Genomic DNA, 20,282 nt, shown 5'->3' on the forward strand with positions numbered 1-20,282 from the left:
CGTCACGCAGCGCCGAGCAGCGCCTCGCGTACGTCCGCCCAGATCTGCTCGCTCGCGGCGACCAGGAGGCCGTGTCCCTCGTCCGCCGGGTGGTAGTCGGCGCCGTCGAGGCGTCGGGCGACTCCGCCGGCCGCCCTGACCAGCAGGGCGCCCGGGGCGTGGTCCCAGGGCAGGGTGCGCCAGAAGAGCACGAAGTCCTGGTCGCCGGTGAGCACGTCCAGGTATTCCCGGCCGGCGCAGTGCTGGCCGGGGAGCAGTTCGCCGAGCCGCGCGCCGCCCGCCTCGACCAGCGCCCGCGACGTCGGCGGCAGGGCGTGTGACATCGCGGCGCCGCGCAGCGCGTCGAGCGCGGGCGCGCGGTCGCCGGTCCGCAGCGGCCGGCCGTTCAGCCAGGTCCCCTCGCCCGCTCGCGCGACGGCCAGCGTCCCGGCGAGCGGGTCGAGCACCCAGGCGGCGGCCGGCTCCCCGTCGGTCAGCAGCGCCACCATCAGCGCGAACGGCTGCCGGCCGGCGGCGAAGTTCGACGTGCCGTCGACCGGGTCGACCAGCCAGACGTCGCCGGCGCTGTGCAGGTGGTCCAGCACGGCCGGGTCGTCGGCGACCGCCTCCTCGCCGACCACCACCGAGCCGGGGCGCAGCCGGCGCAGCGCCGCCGAGATCATCTCCTCGGCGCGGCGGTCGGCGACCGTGACGAGTTCGCCCTCCGCCTTCTCGCTGATGTCGGCGTCGTCGAGCTTGCGGAACAGGGGAAGCACGACCTGGTCGGCGGTCTCGCGTAGCAGACCACCGACGTCGTCGAGCAGGGTGTCAGCCACGCGGCGGCAGCTTGACCACGCTGACGAAGAACTCGTCGATCTGCCGGACCACCGAGATGAAGCGCTCGAAGTCCACCGGCTTGGTCACGTACGCGTTGGCGTGCAGCTGGTAGCTGCGCAGGATGTCCTCGTCGGCCTGGGAGGTCGTCAGCACCACCACCGGGATCCGGCAGAGCTGCTCGTCGGACTTGATCTCCTCCAGTACCTCCCGTCCGTCGCGGCGGGGCAGGTTCAGGTCGAGCAGGATCAGGTCCGGCTGCACCACGTCGGCGTACTGGCCCTCGCGCCGCAGGTAGGCCAGCGCCTCGGCCCCGTCGGAGACGACGGTCAGCCGGTTGCGGAGCTTGTGCTCCTCGAACGCCTCCTGGGTCATCAACACGTCACCCGGATCGTCCTCGACCAGCAGGACCTCGATCGGGCTCTTGCCGTCCGCCGGCGCGGTCATCCCACCGTCTCCCTCATGTCACCCGTTCTACCGCCTTCCGGTGCCCGGTCGGGCCCATCCGTGGCGTCCGTCTCGTCGGCGGGTCCGCCGGCCTGCGCCGGGGTGCCCGTTCCGGCCTGCCCGGCGGGCTCACCGACGTCCCCGGTCCCGGCCTCGCCGTCGGTCGGCTCGTCGGCCGGCTCGTCCGGCGCCGCGGCTGCCGGCTCGACGTCCTCGGGGAGCGCCGGCAGGGTGAAGCGGATCGCCGTACCCTCCTCGGTGTCGGTGTCCACCCAGACCCGGCCGCCGTGGTATTCCACGATCTTCTTGACGATCGCCAGCCCGATCCCGGTGCCCGGGTACGCGTCCTTGGCGTGCAGCCGCTGGAAGATGACGAAGATCTTGTCGGCGAACTCCGGCTCGATCCCGATGCCGTTGTCCTGGCAGCTGATCTCCCACTCGTCGCCCACGAGGCGGGCCGAAATGTGCACCTTCGGAGGCACGTCGGGGCGGCGGAACTTGATCGAGTTGCTGACCAGGTTGGCCAGCAGGTTGGTCAGCAACGGCTCCTCGCCACGGATGACCGGCAGCTCGCCCCAGGTCAGCTCCGCGTCGGCGTACTGCCGGGCCGCCTCGGTCTGGCCGGCCACGTCGCCCATGACCTTGTTCATGTCGACCTCGGTGAAGCCGGTGGTGAGCCGGCCGATCCGGGAGAAGGCGAGCAGGTCGTTGATCAGGCGCTGCATCCGCTGCGCGCCGTCGACCGCGAACGCGATGTACTGGTCGGCCCGCTCGTCCAACTGCCCGGCGTACCGGCGCTGGAGGAGCTGGCAGAAGCTGGCCACCTTGCGCAGCGGCTCCTGGAGGTCGTGCGAGGCGACGTACGCGAACTGCTCCAGGTCACGGTTGGAGCGGGTGAGTTCCTCGGCCTGCTTCTGGAGCTGGCTGTTGACCCACTCGATCCGCTCCCGGGCCTCCCGCACCTCGGCCAGGTCCTTGGCGATCTTGCGCCGCATCGCGTCCACGTCTTCGGCGAGCCGGACGAACTCGGGCGGGCCGGAGCCGGCGATGCCGTGCTGGTAGTCGCCCTCGGCCACCTCCCGGACCTGGTCGGCGAGCCCGGTCAGCGGGCGGATCACCATCTTGTCCAGCGAGACCAGCATCAGGCTGCCGGCGACGATCACCACCCCGACGGCGACGATCAGCAGGACGACCAGCAGGCCGCTGGTCCGCTGGACGTCCTCGGCGCTGCGCTGCCGAGCCTCGAATATCACCTGCTGGAGGTGGTCGACGGCGCCCCGAACCTCGTCGAACTGCTCCCGGGCCTCGTCGGTGATGAGCGCCTGCCCGGCCGTGGTGCCGCTCTGCTCCGTCGTGGTGACCACCGGCACCGCCACCGTCCGGCGCCACGCCTCGGCCCGCTGCTCGACGATCCGGATCTCCTCCCGAAGCTCCGGGTAGTCGTCGACCAGCTGCCGCATCGAGGCGACCAGGCCCTGCTCGCGCTTGCGGCCGGCGTCGTACGGCGCCAGGTCGGCCGGGTTGCCGCTGACCGCGTAGCCCCGGACCGCCGTCTCCTGGTCCAGCAGCGCGTTCAGCAACTCCTGCGCCTGCACCCGCAGCGGGCCGGTCTTGTTCAGGATCGCGTCGATGTGCGTCCGGTTCTTCGCCGCCAGGGCCACCTCACCGGCGGCCAGGCCGACCAGCAGGACGGCGACGACGGTGAGCAGCGTGACGACCCGCCGGCGCAGGGTCCAGTCGCGGAGGCCCCTCACCGGCCACCGCCCCGGCTGACCAGCAGCATGGCGACGTCGTCGGCGAACGGGCCGCCGTTGAGCTGCTCGGCACGCCCGACCAGCCACGCCGGCAGTTCGGCCAGCGGCACCGCGAGGGTCGCCGGGTCGGCGAGCAGTCCGCTGAGACCGGGCACGTCGAGGCGCTCGTCGCCCTCGCCGATCCGACCCTCGATCAGGCCGTCGGTGTACATCAACAGAGACCAGTCATCGGTGTCGAACTCCAGGTCGTAGGCCACGGGCCGGCGGGGTCGTACGCCGAGCAGCAGGCCGCCGGGTGCCGGAACCGGCACCACCCTGCCTCCGGCGAGCAGCAGCGGCGGCGGGTGCCCGGCCAGCCGGACGGTGGCCCGGTTGGCGTCGAGGTCCAGCCGTACGGTGGCGACGGTCGCGAAGATCTCCTGGAGCCGGCGCTCGCTCATCAGCACCTGCTCCAGCGCCGGCAGCACCTCGTCGTCGGGCACGCCGGCGAGGATCAGCGCCCGCCAGGCGACCCGGAGCTCCACCCCGAGGGCCGCCTCGTCCACGCCGTGCCCGCAGACGTCGCCGACGATCAGGTCGAGCCGGTCGGGCCGGGTCTGCACCACGTCGTAGAAGTCACCGCCGATCAGGGCGGCGTGCCGGCCGGGCCGGTAGAAGGTGTGCACCGCGACCTGGTCCGTGGTCATCAGCGGTTGGGGCAGCAGGCCCCGTTCGAGGCGGGCCGACTCGGCCTGGCGCAGCTCCACCTCACGCAGCCGCCGGGCGTTCTCGTCGGCCCGCTTGCGCTCCACCGCGTAGCGCAGCGCCCGCGTCAGCAGCACCCCGTCGACCTGGCCTTTGACCAGGTAGTCCTGGGCGCCCTCGGCGACCGCGACGATGCCGAGGTGCTCGTCGGAGCGGCCGGTCAGCACGCAGACGGCGGCGCCGCTGGCCATCTCCAGCACCTGACGCAGCCCGTCGAGGCCCTGCGCGTCGGGCAGGCCCAGGTCGAGCAGGACGCAGTCGACGCCCGTCACGCGCTGCCGCGCCTCGCTGAGGCTGGTCGCCACCAGCAGGTCGATCATCGAGTTGGTCTCGGCGAGCAGCTCACCGACCAGGAAGGCGTCGCCCTCGTCGTCCTCGACCAGCAGCACCTGTAGCCGCTCACCGGGAGGCAGGTTCGGATGACGTCCCATGCCGCCGTGCGGATACGGCACGGCGGAGGAACCGGCCAGGCCGGCCCCCCGGTGCGGCCGGGTCACCGCCGCGAGACGCGGGAGATCGCTGGTGATGTCGGGCTCCTTCCGAGTGCCCTGCTGATCCTGTATTACACAACGTTCGTACACAACACGACGGGCGCCGTGCGCGCTGGCATGGGCCGGATCACTACCCGGCGACAGGCAAAGCGGACGGGTGTTCGCCCCGGGACACCGTCGGGAGTCCCGCTGACGGCCGCCGGGGTGCAGGATGGTGCCCACCCCGACCCGTTCCGAGGAGACCCCCGTGGGCGCACCCCCCAACCGCCCCGCCGACCGCGCGCTGACCCGGCCCCGTCGCCGGTCGGCCGCCGCCGCGGCGGCGCTCGCCGCGCTCGTCGCCGTCGGCGCCGGCACCCTGCTCGACCTGCGTACCCCCGCGCCGCGCCCGGCCGACGCACCGGCGGACGAGTTCAGCGCCGCCCGGGCGTACGAGCACGTCCAGGTCGTCGCCGCGCGGACGCACGTGGCGGGCAGCCCCGCCAACGAGCAGGTCCGCGCGCACGTCGAGGGGGTGCTGCGCGGCCTCGGCCTGGAGACCGAGGTGCAGGACACCGTCGCGCCCGAGGCCGGCCAGCTCAGCGGGGCGGCCGGCGGGGCCACTCTGGCGCGGGTCCGCAACGTGGTGGCCAGGCTGCCCGGCACCGACCCCACCGGCAAGGTCTTCCTCGTCGCGCACTACGACTCGGTGCAGTCCGGGCCGGGCGGCAACGACGACGCCGCCGGCACCTCGGCCGTCCTGGAGGTGGCCCGCGCGCTGGCCGCCGGCCCCCGCCCGCGCAACGACATCGTCTTCGTGCTCACCGATGCCGAGGAGGCGTGCCTGTGCGGGGCGGCGGCGTTCGCGTCCAGCCACCCACTGGCCGCCGACGGCGGCGTGGTGCTCAACCTCGAGGCGCGCGGCTCCACCGGCCCCGTGATCATGTTCGAGACCTCGCGGAACAACGCCGCCCTGGTGGACGCCTTCGGCCGGGCCGCGCCGCATCCCGTGGGTACCTCGTTCGCGGTGGAGATCTACCGGGCGTTGCCCAACGACACCGACTTCACCGCGTTCCTCGACGCCGACTTCGTCGGGCTCAACTCGGCGTACATCGACGGCGGGGCGATCTACCACACCCCGCTGGACACCCCGGCCTCCATGGACCGGGCCAGCCTCCAGCACCACGGCGACAACGCCCTCGGCCTCGCCCGCGAGTTCGGCCGGGTCGACCTGGGCGCGCTGGCCTCCGGGCACGACGCCACCTACTTCCCGGTCCCGGGCGGACTGGTCCGCTACCCCGGCTGGCTGGTCCTGCCGCTGGCGCTGCTCACGATCGCCGCCGTGGTGGCCCTCGGCTGGCTCGCCCGGCGGCGGGGCCGCGCCACCGGGGGCCAGCTCGCCGCCGGCTTCGGGCTGGCGCTGCTGCCGCTCGTGCTCGCCCCGCTCGCCGCGCAACTGCTCTGGGCGGCGGTCACCGCGCTCCGGCCCGGCTACGCCGAGCTGCTCGATCCGTACCGGCCGACCTGGTACCGGCTGGCAGTCGTGGCGCTCGCCGCCGCCGTCCTGTTCACCTGGTACGCGCTGACCCGCCGCAGGGTCGGCCCGGCCGCGCTCGCGATCGGGGGGCTGGGCTGGCTGGCCGTGCTCGGGGTGCTGCTCGCCGTGCTGGTGCCCGGCGGGGCGTACCTCGTCACCATCCCGGCCCTGGCCGGCGCGCTGGCCGGACTGGCCGCACTGGGCACGCGGATCGACGGGCCGTGGCCGGTGGTCGCGTCGACCCTGGCCGCCGCCGTGGCCGTGGTGATCCTGCTGCCCACCGTCGTCCTGCTCTTCCCGGCGCTCGGCATGGCGATGGGCGGGGTCGCCGCCCTGGTCGCGGTGCTGCTCGGCCTGGCCGCGCTGCCGGTGGTCGACCTGCTGCACCCGCGGGCCGGCGGCCAACGGGGCATGATCGCCGTGCGCGCCCGTCGGCTCGGCGCGCTGCCGGCCGTCGCCGCCGCCCTGGCGGCCGTGGTGCTCGCCGGGGTCGGGCTCGCCGTCGACCGCTTCGACGCCGCGCACCCCGCGCCCAGCCACCTGATGTACGCCCTCGACGCCAGCACCGGCCAGGCCCGCTGGCTCAGCCGCGAAGAGGATCCCCAGCCCTGGACCGACGGCTACGTCGACGGGGTGACCGAGGTCGTCGACTTCCCCGGCCTGGGCGACGCCGAACTGCGCGCCGGCCCGGCGCAGGCGGCGAACCTGCCCGCCCCGAAGCTGGAGGTGCTCGCCGACACCACCGCCGGCACCGAGCGCACCCTGCGCCTGCGGCTCGCCCCCCAGCGTCAGGTCCGCCTGACCACCCTGCACGTGGACGCGGCGACGGCGACGGTGCTGCGGGCCGAGGTGGCCGGCCGCGCGGTGCCGGTGGAGGCCCGGGACGGCCGCTGGGGCTTCGGCGTGGTCTTCCACGCCCCGCCGCCGGAGGGCGTCGAGGTGACGTTGACCGTCGCGCCGAAGGCGGGGCAGGTGGTGCTGCGCGCGATGGACGCCAGCGACGGGCTCGACGACCTGCCCGGCTTCCGGCCCCGCCCGCCCGACGTCGGGATCGTCGGCTCGCACAGCTCGGAGATGCTGGCCGTGGCCCGCACCTATCCGCTCTAGCCGGTCCCCGTCGCGGGCATGCTCTCCATCCAGCCACCGCGCGTAACGTCAGCCATATCGATGACGCTGGATAAGTGGAGGCGGTTGATCTCCAGCCGGGCCCTCGCCGTCACGGCAGGGCCGCCACTGCGACGTGAGGAAGTCATGCGACCTCGTTCCCTGTCCCAGTCGATCCGACGTACCTTCTCCACCTCTCTCGCCACCCTCGCCCTCGTCGGCGGCGCGGCGGCACTCGCTCCGGCCGACGCGGTGGCGGCCGGGCAACCCCGGCCCGACCTGGTTGTCGACCTGATGATGACCGGCGTGCTGAACCCGGCGGAAGGCGAAACCTTCAGCGCGTGGATCGACATCCGGAACTACGGCGACGGCGCGTCGAACCCGGTGACCGTGACCGTCTCGGCGCCTTCAGGACTACGGACCACGACCCCGCCCGTCCCCGACACCGGTTGGGCCTGCGCGGCGGCGAACACGACCAGCTACACGTGCTCGTATCCGGAACTGGCGGCTGGCGGTCGCGCCAGCCGACTGCACGTGCCGTTCCTCGTGGCCGGCGCGGCACCGGGCAGCACAGTCCCCATCACCGCGAGCATCACCCCTCAGCACCGTGAGGCGAACACCGACAACAACACCGACTCCGTCAGGGTGGCGATCTCGGGCACGTGCGTCATCCGCGGCACCGTCTGGCACGACCTCGACCGCGACGGGCAACGCGAGGAAGGTGAGCCGGCCATCGCCGGCGGCCCGGACGGCGTCGTGAACGTGAGGCTGTGGGTTCGGCAGGGGCAGGCCGTCGGTGGCGGTTCGGCCACCGTCAACCCGGACGGAACCTGGTCGATCACCGCCCGCACCGAACTGCTGTACCAGGTCCGGCTGGAGGCATCGAGCACGTACGGTCGGACCGTGGCCGACACGGGTGACGACGCCACCGACTCGGACATGGTGACCTCGTACCAGTTCGAGCCGACCCTGCTCCTCGGGAGCGCCGAGTTCTACGCCGCGCACGGCGGCGAGTACGTGGTGGACGCCGGCCTGATAACTCAGAGCTGAGCCGCTCGCCGCCCGCCCAAGGCGACTCGGGCGGGCGGCGCAACCAATCTGACCGGTGGCTGCTGTCCGGTTCCCAACCCCTGAAGCAGGCGTCGCCCTTGGCGGGGTGAGCAAACGGGGCCGGGCAGCTGGGCGCTACTTCCAGCGGAAGTGCACGAAGAGGCGGCCGAAGTTCTTCGAGTCCTTCTCGACCCGATGGTAGAGCTGCTTCACGTCCTTCTGGTCGAGGAACCGCAGCACCCGCTTCTTGAGCTGGCCGGAGCCCTTGCCGGGGATGATCTCGACGAGGGTGGCCTTCTTCGCCACCGCCTCGTCCATGATCCCGCGCAGGGCCCGGTCGATGTCCTGGCCCTTGTTGAAGATGTCGTGCAGGTCCAGCTTCAGCTTCACGCCACACCCACCGGCAGGTCACGTCCCATGACACCGATGTTAGGCCGCCCGGCGCCGTCCCCTGCGATGGCCGGTGATCAGGACGGCATGGACGTTACCCGGCAGTTTTAGGGTCCATGGCGCCCTGATCACCCCGGCGCCCGGCGTTGGGCGGGTGCCGGGGCAGCTCGACAGAGCTGCCCCGGCCGGCGTGGTCCGTCCGGCGTCAGCGGCTGCCCTCGACGCGGGTCTGTACCCGGTCCAGGGCGGCGCGGTAGTCGTCGTTGCCGCTGTGCATCGCCGCCGCGATCCGCAGGTGGCGCAGCGCGTCGGTGTGCCGGTTGAGCCGCTCCAGCGTGCGGCCCAGTACGTGGTGGGCGTAGTGGTCGCTGGGATCCCGGTCGACCAGTTCCCGCAGCTGCGCCTCGGCCCGGTTGAGCTGGGCCGAGTGGAAGTACGCCCGGGCCAGCAACTGCCGCACCGAGGCGTTGCCGGGCTCGGCCTCCACGATCGGTTCGAGCAACCGGGCCGCTCCGGTCGGGTCACCGGCCTCGAAGAACATGTTCGCTCGCCGGTACTCGGCCAGAAGGTCCATCCGACCCACCTCCTCGTCTCGCGCCACTGTCCCGACGCTGGCACAACACCCGCCGTACCGCGACTGTTCCCGATCACCCCACACCCTCGCGATCTTGCACTTGACGCCCAGGCAATCCGGACGAAAGCCGTGGGCTCGGGGCCAAAAGTGCAAGATCGCGAGGGGGGGTGTGGCGGCGCGGGGTCAGGTGGAGGCGCCGTGTCGGCCGGCGGCCAACTCCCAGGCGCGGACGCCGCCGACGATGCCGGCGGTGTTGGGCACCACCACCACGTCGTCGCCCATCCGGGCGAGTTGCTCGGGGCGGATCAGCCGGGAGTTGCCCCCGCCCAGGTAGAGCCGATCCCAGCGGAACACCGGGCGCAGCCCGTCCACGACCTGCCGGATCCGGCGGGACCAGAACGCATCCCCGAGCCGGCGCCGCTCCGGCTCCCCGACGTACGTGTCGTAGGTGGTGTTCCAGCGCACCGGGGCGTGGGACAGTTCCAGGTGCGGGGCGAGCACCCCGCCGTCGAAGAGCGCGCTGCCCAGCCCCGTGCCGAGGGTCAGCACCAGCTCGCAGCCGGTCCCGGCGACCACCCCGGCCCCGTGCACCTCGGCGTCGTTGAGCACCAGCGCCGGCACCCCGAACGCCTCGGCGAGCGCGGTCCGCGCGTCGTACCCGGACCACTGGGTGACCAGGCCGGGGTCGACCTTCGAGCGGGGGCCGGAGCGGGTCACGTAGTGCGGGGTCGCCACCACCACCCCGTGCCGGATCATCCCGGGCAGGCCGACGGTCAGCCGGTCCGCCGCGGGCAGCCGACCGCCCAGTTCCAGCAGCGTCTTGACGAAGAGTGCCGGCGGCAGGGGGTACGGCGTGGGCACCCGCAGCGGCCGGGCGCGCATCGTGCCCGCCCCGTCCAGCACGGACGCCTTGATCCCGCCGCCGCCACAGTCGATCGCCAGAGTGGTCACCACCCGAGCAGTGTGCCGCGTACCGCCCGAACACGTTTCGCGATCTTGCACTTTCGGCCTCGCATTCGCGGCTTTCATCACGCATGTCCGGGCACAAACTGCAAGATCGCGGGGGCGGGGGGCGCGGGGGCGCGGGAGGCGCGGGGACGGGGGCGGGGCGGGGCAGGGGGCGGGAGGCGGGGGGGTGAGGGGCAGGGAGGGCGGGGATAGGGTTGGGGGTTAATGAGTGCGACGGTGATCGTCAAAGGGTTGGCTGCGGGGCACGGGGAGCGGGCGTTGTTCGCCGGGCTGGACCTGGTGGTCGCGCCGGGGGACGTGGTGGGGCTGGTCGGGCCGAACGGGGCCGGCAAGTCGACGCTGCTGCGTACCCTCGCCGGGTTGCTGCCGGTGGAGGCCGGCGGCGTCACGCTCAGCCCGCCCACCGCGAGCATCGGGCACCTGCCGCAGGAGCCGGAGCGGCGGCCCGGCGAGACCGTCCGCGACTTCCTGGCCCGGCGCACCGGGGTCACCGCCGCGCAGGTCGCGCTGGACGAGGCGACGGTGGCGCTCACCGACGGTGTGCCCGGCGCCGACGACGCCTACGCCGAGGCGCTGGAGCGTTGGCTCGCCCTCGGCGGGGCGGACCTGGAGGAACGGGCCGAGCAGGTGGCCGCCGAGCTGGGCCTCACGGTCGACCTGGACCACCCGATGACCGGTCTCTCCGGTGGTCAGGCGGCCCGGGCCGGGCTGGCCTCGCTGCTGCTCAGCCGCTACGACGTCTTCCTGCTCGACGAGCCGACCAACGACCTGGACCTGGCCGGCCTGGAGCGGCTGGAGGAGTTCGTCACCGGGCTGCGCGCGGGCACGGTGCTGGTCAGCCACGACCGGGAGTTTCTCGCCCGCACGGTGACCCGCGTGCTGGAGCTGGACCTGCACCAACGGCAGGTGCGGCACTACGGCGGCGGCTACGCGGGCTACCTGGAGGAGCGCGAGGTGGCCCGCCGGCATGCCCGCGAGGAGTACGAGGAGTATGCCGACACCCGGGCCGGGCTGGAGGCGCGCGCCCGGACCCAGCGGGCCTGGATGGAGAAGGGTGTGAAGAACGCCCGCCGCAAGGCCACGGACAACGACAAGATCGGCCGTAAGTTCCGCGCCGAGGCGACCGAGAAGCAGGCGGCCAAGGCCAAGCAGACCGAGCGGCTGATCGAGCGGCTGGAGGTGGTCGAGGAGCCGCGCAAGGAGTGGGAGCTGCGGATGGAGATCGCCGCCGCGCCCCGCGCCGGCGCCGTCGTGGCCTCGCTGCGTGAAGCTGTCGTACGCCGGGGCGACTTCACCCTCGGCCCGGTGACGCTCCAGATCGACTGGGCCGACCGGGTGGCGGTGACCGGGGCGAACGGCTCCGGCAAGTCCACCCTGCTGGCCGCCCTGCTGGGCCGGCTTCCCCTCGACTCCGGGCACGCCGCGCTGGGTCCCGGCGTGGTGGTCGGCGAGGTGGACCAGGCTCGGGGGCTGTTCCTCGGGGACGCGCCGCTGATCGACGCGTTCGGTGCGGCCGTACCGCAGCTGTCGCCGGCGGACGCGCGGACGCTGCTGGCCAAGTTCGGCCTGCGCGCGGGGCACGTGCTGCGGCCGGCGGCGACCCTGTCGCCGGGCGAGCGGACCAGGGCGGCGCTGGCGCTGCTCCAGGGGCGCGGGGTGAACCTGCTGGTGCTGGACGAGCCGACGAACCACCTGGACCTGCCTGCCATCGAGCAGCTGGAATCCGCGCTGGCCAGCTACCCGGGCACGCTGCTGCTGGTCACCCACGACCGGCGGATGCTCGACGCGGTGACCACGAACCGGCGGCTGCGGGTGACCGCCGGACGGATCGCCGAGGACTGATCCGTGCCGACCCGCCCGCGGCGGGTGAGAATGGCTCCATGCTCAAGTGGGAGTACGCGCTGCTGGTCCGCCGCCGCCAGGCGGCCACCACCGACATCGGCTGGGAGATCGTCTTCGTCTGGTACGGCCCGGACGGTTCCATGGTCGACGTGACGCCCTACGGCGACACCGCGCTGGCCCACCTCAACCGGGCCGGCGACCAGGGCTGGGAGCTGGTCGCGATGAGCGAGGACCCGTCCATGCCCGGCAACAGCGAGTTGCACCGCTACCACCTCAAACGGCCAAAGGCGGCGGCCCCGCCGCCCCGGCAGCGGATGCGCGGCGGCGGCCGTCCCCGGCGGACGATCACCGGCTGACCCGTCCGGGCCGCGAGGCGAGCGGGGGCGATCCGGAATCGCGGCACGGCGCGGGCATAACGGGCGGGGATCCGGGTATCGGCCGGCGGGAGGTGGCCCGGATGGTCGCGATGGCACAGGCCCCGCCCTCGGCCGAGCGGCTGCGGGCGATTGACGGATTTCTCGCCGAGTCGTGGGCCGACCAGGCCCGGCACGACGACCGGCTGCGCGACCTCGCGGTCGAGGTGCGCTTCGACCGGGGGGTGGCCCACCTCAGCGGCGAGGTCGCCGAGCAGGACGAGTTGCGCCTGGTCCGGGACCGGGTCGGCCGGCTCGCCGGGGTGCTGGGCGTGTGGTGCCGGGTACGCGTCGGCGGGCGCGACCCGATGGTGGTCGATCTGGGCTGCGGCGCCACCAAGCAGTGGCCGGGCAACCTGGGGCTGGACATCTTCCCGGCCCCGGGGGTGGATGCGGTGGCGGATCTCTCCGGCTCGCTGCCGCTGGCCGACGACTCGGTGGACGTCTTCTTCGCGGTGCACATCCTGGAGCACCTGATCGACTTCCTGTCGCTGGTCGACGAGTGTCACCGGGTGCTGCGGCCGGGCGGCGTGCTGCACGTGATGAGCCCGTGGTGGCGGCACGTGAACGCGGTGGCCGACCCGACCCACGTGCGGCTGCTCGACGTGCAGACGGTCAAGGGGATCTGCCTCCAGCGCCCACCGGGCACCCCGCGCTGGTATCCGCTGCACGTCGGCTGCGACGGCGCGTCGATCTTCGCCGACCTCACCCCGCTGCCCCCGGGCGCGGAGGGGCCCACCCCGTCCCACCTGGCCCGTTTCTTCGACTGAACGCCACGCCGCCCGCCCGCCCGCCACGGTCCGGCCCCCCGGCCGGTAACCGCGGACAGGGGCGTCGGGGCGGTCGCCCGGGTCAGGCGGAGGCCGGCTCCTTGGCCTGCGGGTCGGCGGGCTCCGGGCGGCGGGCCAGGCGGTTCCTGCGGTAGCCGTAGCCGAAGTAGATCAGCACGCCGAGCAGCATCCACGCGGCGAACCGCAGCCAGGTCTCCACCGACAGGTTCAGCATCAGGTAGAAGCAGGCCAGCGCCGACACGATCGGCAGGACCGGGGAGAACGGCACCCGGAACGGGCGGTCCAGGTCCGGGCGCCGGCGGCGCAGGATCGGCACCGCGACCGAGACCAGCACGAACGCCGCGAGCGCGCCGATGCTGACCAGGTCGGCCAGGGCCGACAGCGGCAGGAGGCCCGCGAGCAGCGCGACCACCACCGTCATGACGGCCGAGATCCGGTACGGCGTGCCCCAGCGCGGGTGCACCTTCGCGACCGACGGCGGGATCAGCCCGTCGCGGCTGATGGCGAAGCCGATCCGGCCCATGGCCACCAGGTCGACCAGGATCACGCTGGTAAGGCCGGCGACGGCGGCGATGGAGACGAGCACGCCGGCCCAGTGCGCGCCGACGGCGTTGAAGGCCGCCGCGATCGGGGCGCCCCGGTCGATCTCGGTGTACGGCACCATGCCCACCAGGACCAGCGAGACGCCGATGTACAGCGTGGTGGAGATCAGCAGCGTGCCGATCAGGCCGAGGGTGAGGTCCCGGCGGGGCCGCTTCGTCTCCTCGCCGAGGTTGGCCACCGCCTCGAAGCCGGTGTACGCGAAGAACACCACCGCGGCGGCACTGAGTACGCCGACGAAGCCGAACACCGAGGGCTCCAGGCCGAAGAGCGCCTGGGTGACGGGCTGCTTGATGCCGTCCTCGCTCCCGTCGGCGGGCTCCGCCGCCGGGATGAACGGGGTGAGGTTGGCGGCCTTCACGAAGAACAGGCCAGCGACCACGATGAAGACGCAGATGGCGACCTTGACGAGCACCAGCAGGTTGGTCACCCGGGCGGACTCCCGGACGCCGACGATCGCCACGACGCCGAGCAGCAGCACGATGCCGATCGCGCCGACGTTGACGACGCTGCCCTCCTCGCCGAACCAGGCGGTGGGCAGCCCGACGAGTTCCGCCAGGTAGCCGGACCAGCCGCGCGCCACGACCGCCGCGCCGAGGGCGAACTCCAGCAGCAGGTCCCAGCCGATGATCCAGGCGACGATCTCGCCCATGGTCGCGTACGCGTAGGTGTAGGCGCTGCCGGCGGTCGGCACGCTCGACGCCAACTCGGCGTAGCAGAGGGCGGCGAGCAGGGCGACCAGGCCGGCGATGGCGAACGAGATCACCACGCCGGGCCCGGCGCTGTCCCGGGCCTCGATCCCGGTGAGCGTGAAGATGCCGGTGCCGATCACGATGCCGATGCCGAAGCCGGTGAGGTCGCGGGCGCCGAGCCGGCGTTTCAGGCCGGGCCCGCCGTCGCTGCCGTCGGCCTCGCTCTGCGCGATCACGTCCCTGATCGGTTTGGTACGCAGCATGGACACCGCGGTCACCCCTCCCACCGTCCGGACCACCCCGTGGCGACCGGTGACCGGCGTTGCTACCCGTGGCGGACTCTCCTCAACCGCCATCTCCCGGCCATGCGGGTCACCACGCATGGTGCGCCCGCCGTCACCATGGGTCCCTGGAGTCCGGCCACAGGGGGGAGTCGGAGGCGACGGACGGATCGATCCCGTCCAGACCCTTGCGCGAACCCGTGCGGTGTGAAAATTTCCTACCAGCGGTAAATATCCCACGGCGAATCTTGCCGTCTGCGCCGCGATGAACCCCTGACACGGGAGCCCCAACGAAGGGACACACCGCATGAAGGCAACTCGGCTCGGAGCCGCCGGGCTGGCCGCCGCACTGCTCGGCGCGCTCGTCGCCGCCACCCCCGCGAGCGCGGCGCCGGACACGGCGACCACCGCCGCCCCCACCACCTGCACCATCGACCCGGCCACCCCGAAGCGGCAGTTCCGGGCCATGTGGATCTCGTCGGTCGTCAACATCGACTGGCCGACCAAGGCGTCCCAGACCTCGCCGGACCGGATCGCCACCCAGCAGGCCGACTACCGCCGCCTGCTCGACCTCGCCGAGCGGCTCAACCACAACGCCGTGGTCGTCCAGATCCGGCCGACCGCCGACGCGTTCTGGCCGTCGCCCCACGAGCCCTGGTCGGAGTACCTGACCGGGGTCCGTGGGCAGGACCCGGGCTGGGACCCGCTGAAGTTCGTGGTCGAGGAGGCGCACAAGCGGAACCTGGAGTTCCACGCCTGGTTCAACCCGTACCGCGTCTCCATGCCCGCCCCGGGCGGCGCCGGCGGGGACATCAACCTGCTCGCGCCGAACCACCCGGCCCGGGAGAACCCCGACTGGGTCTTCGCCTACCCGCCGGCCGGCGTCGCCGGCAGCCGGCTCTACTACAACCCCGGCATCCCGGAGGTCCGCGAGTTCGTGCAGACCGCGATGATGGACGCGGTCAAGCGGTACGACATCGACGGCGTACACTTCGACGACTACTTCTACCCCTACCCGAGCGGCACCCACCAGGTGCCCGACGACGCCACCTTCGCGGCACACAACCGCGGCATCACCAACAAGGCCGACTGGCGGCGGGACAACACCAACCTGCTGATCCAGGAGATGGGCGTCAAGGTCAAGGCCGCGAAGCCGTGGGTGAAGTTCGGCGTCAGCCCGTTCGGCATCTGGCGCAACCAGTCGGTCGACCCGCTGGGCTCGGACACCACCGGCAGCCAGGCGTACGACACCGTCTCCGCCGACACCCGCAAGTGGGTCAAGGAGGAGTGGATCGACTACATCGTGCCGCAGCTCTACTGGTACATCGGCCAGTACCCGGCCGCCGACTACGCCCGGCTGGTGCCGTGGTGGGCGGACGTGGTGAAGGGCACCAAGGTTCAGCTCTACATCGGCCAGGCCGACTACAAGAGCGGTGACCCGGCCTACGGCTCGTTCTGGCAGAACCCGCGCGAGCTGTCCGACCACCTGACGCTCAACCGGGCGTACCCGGAGGTCCAGGGCAACATCCACTTCTCGGCCGTGCAGGTCCAGGCCAACCGGCTCGGTGCGACCGACATCTACGCCGCCGAGCACTACTCCCGCCCGGCACTGATCCCGACCATGTCGCACCTGCCGAAGAAGCCGCTGCTCATGCCGGTGGTCACCAAGGCCGCGCGGCAGGACGACGGGGTCCGCCTGAGCTGGCTCCAGCCGGCTGACGGCGTGGGCCCGCTCGGCACCGCCACGTCGTACGCGGTCTACCGCTTCGACGGGCTCGGCCTGGCCGGCCGGTGCGACTTCGCCGACGGGGCGCACCTCGTCGACACGGTCCGCGCCGACACCGGCACCAGGACCCAGTCCTGGGTGGACACCACCGCCGAGGCCGGCAAGCGGTACACCTACTACGTGACCGCGCTCGACCGGCTGGCGAACGAGAGCCCGGCGAGCCCGCCGGCATTCGTCCGCTGACGTCCGACCGAATGCCCCGGGTGCCCCCAGGCACCCGGGGCATTCGTCTGTTTGGGCACCTGTCACCAATTGACGGCGGCCCCCGCATCCCTCGGAACGGCCATCGATCAACACTGATCGACACTCCGGTGACCCACCGGTAACCCGTCCCGCCGCCCACCCCCGCGGAGGTAACCGTGCCCAGACGCCTCACCACCCTCCTCGCCTCGGCCGCGCTCGCGCTGCTCACCGTCTTCGGGATCTCCTCCCCCGCCGCCGCCGTCACGCCCTCGCAGAAGCTGTCCGTCCTGTCCAGCTGGACCCAGACCAGCGCCACCAGCTACAACGCATGGAACGCCGGCCGGCTTAACAAGGGCGCCTGGGCGGAGTACGGCTTCGACTGGTCGACCGACTACTGCTCGTCGAGCCCCGACAACCCGCTCGGCTTCAACTTCAGCCTCTCCTGCCACCGGCACGACTTCGGCTACCGCAACTACAAGAAGGTCAGCCAGTTCCCGGCGAACAAGCCCCGCCTGGACAGCGCCTTCTACGAGGACCTGAAGCGGGTCTGCACCACGTACAGCACCGTCGTGCGACCCGCCTGCTACAGCCTCGCCTGGACGTACTACCAGGCCGTCAGCGCCTTCGGCTCGGTCGCCGCCGTGCAGCAGGCAGACATCGACCGTGCCGCCCGGATGAAGGCCGACGCCGAACGCCGCGCCGCCCTGCGCCACTGACCGACCCGCACCACTCTTGTCGCTCGGCTTCGCCTCTCGGCGACACCGAGCGGTAGCGGCGCCAGCGCTGTGTGGCCCGGGGGTCCGCGTCCCGCCGGCGGTCGTGGACGCGGACCCGACCGGTGCGGACACCCGGCGGACCGCCGTCAGGCGTGACCGGTGTGGTGCCGGCGGCGGTCGGGAGTGACGGGCTGGCGGGGAACCGCGCGGGCCTGACCGGCCCGGAACCTCGCCGAGCCCGCCGCCAGATCCGGATGCTCGACGCCGAGGGCCAGCGCCGCCGCCTCCTCCAGTCCCAACTCGGCCCCCTCGCCGTACGCGCTGTCGAAGGCCGCGTCGCCCAACTCCCGGCGCAGCTCCCCCTGCCGCTGCGCCCAGTACCCGCCATAGATGCCCGGGGTGCAACGCATGCTCGCCCGGGTCGCCCCCGCCGCGCCGAACAGGCGGGCCGCCGTCGGCCCGTCACCGCCCGCCGCGCAGCGCACCGCCATCGCGTTCAACGTGTCGCAGGCCCGCCCGTGGAAGCCGTGGCTCATCCGCGACCGGAGCGCCACCTGGAGGTGCTCGTGCGCGGCGACCAGGTCACCCCGCGCCAGGGCGACCATCCCGAGCAGCATGTCGACCGAACGCCGCCCCCGCTCGACCGGACGGGCCGCCTCCACCGGGCGGGCCGCGCCCAGCAGCTCGGCCGCCTCGTCCAGGGCACCCCGCCGCCAGAGCAGCTCGGCCAGCCTGAAGACCCCGAAGAGCGCGTCGCCGACCACCTCCTGGCCGGACGCCCAGTCGATCACCTCACGGCAGACCCGTTCAGCCTCCGCGAACTGTCCCATGTCGACCAGCGGAGCCGCCCGCCCGGCGAGCACCCGGGCGAGCAGGCCGGCGTCGCCCGCCTGCCGGGCCGCCGCCTCCGCCCGCTGGGAGTAGCGCAGCTCCTCGGCGAACTCGCCGTCCGCGCCGGCGTGCAGCGAGTGCATGTGGTACGCCGCCGCCAGCTCGGCGTCCGGAATCCGCTCCCCCTTCTCGGCGATCCGCCCGTACAGCCGGAACATCCAGAGCCGCCCCTCCCGGGCCAGGCCCCGCTCCCGCCACCACTGGTCGAGGCCACCGGCCAGCCGCAGCCCGGCCCGGGCACCGCCGCCGGTGGCGCACCAACGCAACGCGGCGCGCAGCTCGCCGGCGAGCGGGTCGAGGGCGTAGAGGGAGAGAGTCACCGGCTGCCCGTCCGGGCCGAGGTGGGCCCGCTCCAGCGCGTGCGTCGACCACGCCACGTGCCGGTCCCGGGCCGAGCGCTCCTCCCCCGCCTCCACCAGCCGCCGCGCCGCGTACGCCCGGATCGGGTCGAGCATCCGGTAGGTGCAGCCCGAGGCGTGCGGCTCCGCCAGCACCATCGACTTGTCGACGAGCACCGAGAGCGGATCGAGTGGATCGTCGCCGAGCAGCCACTCCACCGTCGCCAGGTCGACCGGGCCGGCGAAGACCGCCAGCCAGCGCAGCAGCCGGGCGGCCCGCGGCCCCAACGTGCGGTACGACCAGGTGACCGTGGCCTGCATGGTCAGGTGCCGTTCGGTGGCGGGGCGCCGCCCATCCCCGACGGCCAAGCCGGGCGGCGCCATCTCCCCCACCGCCCCGGCCGGGTCCACCACGTCCGGCCGGTCGCCCGACCAATCCGGCTCGTCCGGGGACCGCTCCGGATCCCGGCCCGCGTCCAGGGTGCCCAGCACGTCGTCGAGGCGCTCGGCGAGCTGACCGACGGAGAGCACCCGCAGCCGGGCCGCGGCCAGCTCGATGGCGAGCGGCAGCCCGTCCAACCGGCGTACGACCCGACGCAGGTCCGCCGACTCGGCCGGATCCGGCGGCCGGCCACCCCGGGCCGCCGCCGTCCGGTCCAGCAGCAGCGCGACCGCGTCGCTCTCCGCCCCGTCCGGCGGCGGGTCGACCGACAGCGGCGGGATCCGCCAGACCACCTCGCCCGGCACGCCGAACGACTCCCGACTGGTGGCGAGCACCCGGACGCCCACCCCGCCGGCGAGCAGCCGGGAGATCAGGGCGGCCGACGCTGCCGGCTGGGCGTCGCAGGTGTCCAGCAGGACGAGCATGCGGCGCGCCGCCGCGTACTCCACCAGGGTGTCGACCATCGGGCGGCCCGGCTCGGGACGCAGGCCGAGCACGGCGGCGACCGCGAACGCCACCAGGCCCGGGTCGGTGACCGCGGCGACGTCGACGAACCAGACGCCGTCCGGGTGGGACTCCACCAGGTCGACGGCGAGCTCCACGGCCAGCCGGGTCTTGCCCGCGCCGCCCGCGCCGACGACGGTGACCAGTCGGTGCGCCTCCACCAGCCGCCTCAGCTCGGCACGCTCGGCGTGCCGGCCGATGAACGACGTGACCGGGGTGGGCAGGTTGTGCGCGGTCGCGTCGGCGGTGCGGGGCCGCGGGAACTGCCGTTCCAGGCCGGGCGCGACCAGCTGGAAGAGCCGCTCCCGGTCGTCGAAGCCACGCAGCCGGTGCAGGCCGAGGTCGAGCAGGGACGCGCCGGGCGGCAGCGGCTCCGCGTGTCGCGCCGCCGACGCCGAGCAGAGCACCTGGCCGCCGTGGGCCGCGGCGGCGACCCGGGCCGCGCGGTGCACCTCCGGGGTGGCGTACTCGCCGTCGCGCGGCTCCGCCCAGCCGGTGTGCAGCCCCATCCGGACCCGGGGCACGGCGTCGGCGGTGGGCCACTCGTGGCTGGCCAGCGCCCGTTGCGCCGTCAGGCAGGCGGTCAGCGCGGCGGTCGCGTCGCCGAAGGCGAGGAAGAACGAGTCCCCCTCGGTCAGCAGCTCCGCGCCCTCGGTCGCGGCGATCGTCCGGCGCAGCAGACGGCGGTGCTCCCACAACACCGGCCGGTAGTCCGGGCCGAGCAGCTGGGCCAGCCGGGTGGAGCCCTCGATGTCGGTGAAGACGAAGGTCACCAACCCGCTCGGGAGGTGGATCCGTGGCGACATGGTGGAACCTCCGCCCGTGACGTCGGACTCATGCTGCCTGATACCGGACCATCACGCATCGTGAGAACGGTCGGCCGCGCCCGGCCCCTGTGGGCCGTCCGCCCTCGACGGCTGCGAGGCGTGGGCCGACAGATGCCGCAACGGG

At 73.4% G+C, this 20,282-nt stretch carries 15 protein-coding genes and 1 pseudogene; 7 read left to right on the forward strand and 9 right to left on the reverse strand.

From position 1 onward, the window contains the following. Positions 1-2: 2 nt before the first annotated feature. From AB0D32_RS15330 to AB0D32_RS15345, 4 genes are read right to left on the reverse strand one after another with little or no spacing between them, the layout of a single operon-like run. Positions 3-815: an inositol monophosphatase family protein gene (locus AB0D32_RS15330; protein WP_357089879.1), complete on the reverse strand. Its 813-nt coding sequence runs from the start codon at positions 813-815 to the stop codon at positions 3-5. Continuing rightward, complete coding sequence (locus tag AB0D32_RS15335) at positions 808-1,260, reverse strand: response regulator (RefSeq protein ID WP_151456480.1); 453 nt, start codon at positions 1,258-1,260, stop codon at positions 808-810. The genes AB0D32_RS15330 and AB0D32_RS15335 overlap by 8 nt, the downstream gene beginning before the upstream one ends. Then, positions 1,257-3,014, reverse strand: a complete 1,758-nt coding sequence (locus tag AB0D32_RS15340; RefSeq protein WP_357089882.1) for an ATP-binding protein — start codon at positions 3,012-3,014, stop codon at positions 1,257-1,259. Before AB0D32_RS15340 ends, AB0D32_RS15335 begins: the two co-directional genes overlap by 4 nt. After that, positions 3,011-4,189 (reverse strand): fused response regulator/phosphatase, encoded by a 1,179-nt coding sequence (locus AB0D32_RS15345; RefSeq protein WP_357089884.1) that lies wholly within the window; start codon positions 4,187-4,189, stop codon positions 3,011-3,013. The genes AB0D32_RS15340 and AB0D32_RS15345 overlap by 4 nt, the downstream gene beginning before the upstream one ends. Before the next feature lie 307 nt (positions 4,190-4,496). Between AB0D32_RS15345 and AB0D32_RS15350 the strand changes: the two genes are divergently transcribed. Together AB0D32_RS15350 and AB0D32_RS15355 are read left to right on the forward strand one after the other, a co-directional pair. Continuing rightward, positions 4,497-6,872 carry a M28 family peptidase gene (locus AB0D32_RS15350; protein WP_357089886.1) on the forward strand — a complete coding sequence of 792 codons (2,376 nt, stop codon included), beginning with the start codon at positions 4,497-4,499 and terminating at the stop codon, positions 6,870-6,872. 144 nt (positions 6,873-7,016) lie between these two features. Further along, positions 7,017-7,919, forward strand: coding sequence for an SdrD B-like domain-containing protein (locus AB0D32_RS15355; RefSeq protein ID WP_357089888.1), 903 nt, complete (start codon positions 7,017-7,019; stop codon positions 7,917-7,919). A gap of 135 nt (positions 7,920-8,054) precedes the next feature. Here the strand turns inward: AB0D32_RS15355 and AB0D32_RS15360 are convergent, their stop codons facing one another. From AB0D32_RS15360 to AB0D32_RS15370, 3 genes are all read right to left on the reverse strand, one after another. Further along, on the reverse strand, positions 8,055-8,309 hold the full coding sequence (locus tag AB0D32_RS15360; protein WP_088987488.1) for a Smr/MutS family protein: 255 nt from the start codon (positions 8,307-8,309) through the stop codon (positions 8,055-8,057). 205 nt (positions 8,310-8,514) lie between these two features. Next, positions 8,515-8,883 carry a tetratricopeptide repeat protein gene (locus AB0D32_RS15365; protein ID WP_357089892.1) on the reverse strand — a complete coding sequence of 123 codons (369 nt, stop codon included), beginning with the start codon at positions 8,881-8,883 and terminating at the stop codon, positions 8,515-8,517. A gap of 183 nt (positions 8,884-9,066) precedes the next feature. Continuing rightward, positions 9,067-9,837, reverse strand: coding sequence for an ROK family protein (locus tag AB0D32_RS15370; protein WP_357089894.1), 771 nt, complete (start codon positions 9,835-9,837; stop codon positions 9,067-9,069). Between the two features lie 219 nt (positions 9,838-10,056). Here AB0D32_RS15370 and AB0D32_RS15375 point away from each other — a divergent pair, with 219 nt between their 5' ends. The 3 genes and pseudogenes from AB0D32_RS15375 to AB0D32_RS15385 all read left to right on the forward strand — a co-directional run bounded on the left by AB0D32_RS15375 (position 10,057) and on the right by AB0D32_RS15385 (position 12,877). Beyond that, positions 10,057-11,694 (forward strand): ABC-F family ATP-binding cassette domain-containing protein, encoded by a 1,638-nt coding sequence (locus AB0D32_RS15375; protein WP_357089897.1) that lies wholly within the window; start codon positions 10,057-10,059, stop codon positions 11,692-11,694. 38 nt (positions 11,695-11,732) lie between these two features. Continuing rightward, a pseudogene (locus tag AB0D32_RS15380) lies at positions 11,733-11,984 on the forward strand (hypothetical protein); the annotation flags it as partial. A gap of 167 nt (positions 11,985-12,151) precedes the next feature. Then, positions 12,152-12,877, forward strand: a complete 726-nt coding sequence (locus AB0D32_RS15385; protein WP_357089899.1) for a methyltransferase domain-containing protein — start codon at positions 12,152-12,154, stop codon at positions 12,875-12,877. An 82-nt stretch (positions 12,878-12,959) separates the two neighbouring features. Here AB0D32_RS15385 and AB0D32_RS15390 read toward each other — a convergent pair whose 3' ends face one another. Beyond that, on the reverse strand, positions 12,960-14,459 hold the full coding sequence (locus AB0D32_RS15390; protein ID WP_357090020.1) for an amino acid permease: 1,500 nt from the start codon (positions 14,457-14,459) through the stop codon (positions 12,960-12,962). Positions 14,460-14,778: 319 nt separating this feature from the next. Here AB0D32_RS15390 and AB0D32_RS15395 point away from each other — a divergent pair, with 319 nt between their 5' ends. Both AB0D32_RS15395 and AB0D32_RS15400 read left to right on the forward strand, forming a co-directional pair. Continuing rightward, complete coding sequence (locus tag AB0D32_RS15395) at positions 14,779-16,440, forward strand: family 10 glycosylhydrolase (RefSeq protein WP_357089902.1); 1,662 nt, start codon at positions 14,779-14,781, stop codon at positions 16,438-16,440. 176 nt (positions 16,441-16,616) lie between these two features. Next, positions 16,617-17,156: a phospholipase gene (locus tag AB0D32_RS15400; protein WP_357089904.1), complete on the forward strand. Its 540-nt coding sequence runs from the start codon at positions 16,617-16,619 to the stop codon at positions 17,154-17,156. Between the two features lie 146 nt (positions 17,157-17,302). Here AB0D32_RS15400 and AB0D32_RS15405 read toward each other — a convergent pair whose 3' ends face one another. Next, entirely contained in the window at positions 17,303-20,137 is a 2,835-nt protein-coding gene (locus tag AB0D32_RS15405; protein ID WP_357089906.1) for an adenylate/guanylate cyclase domain-containing protein, read from the reverse strand. Positions 20,138-20,282 lie beyond the last annotated feature (145 nt).

It is taken from the genome of Micromonospora sp. NPDC048170 (assembly GCF_040652795.1).
Classification (GTDB): Bacteria; Actinomycetota; Actinomycetes; order Mycobacteriales; family Micromonosporaceae; genus Micromonospora.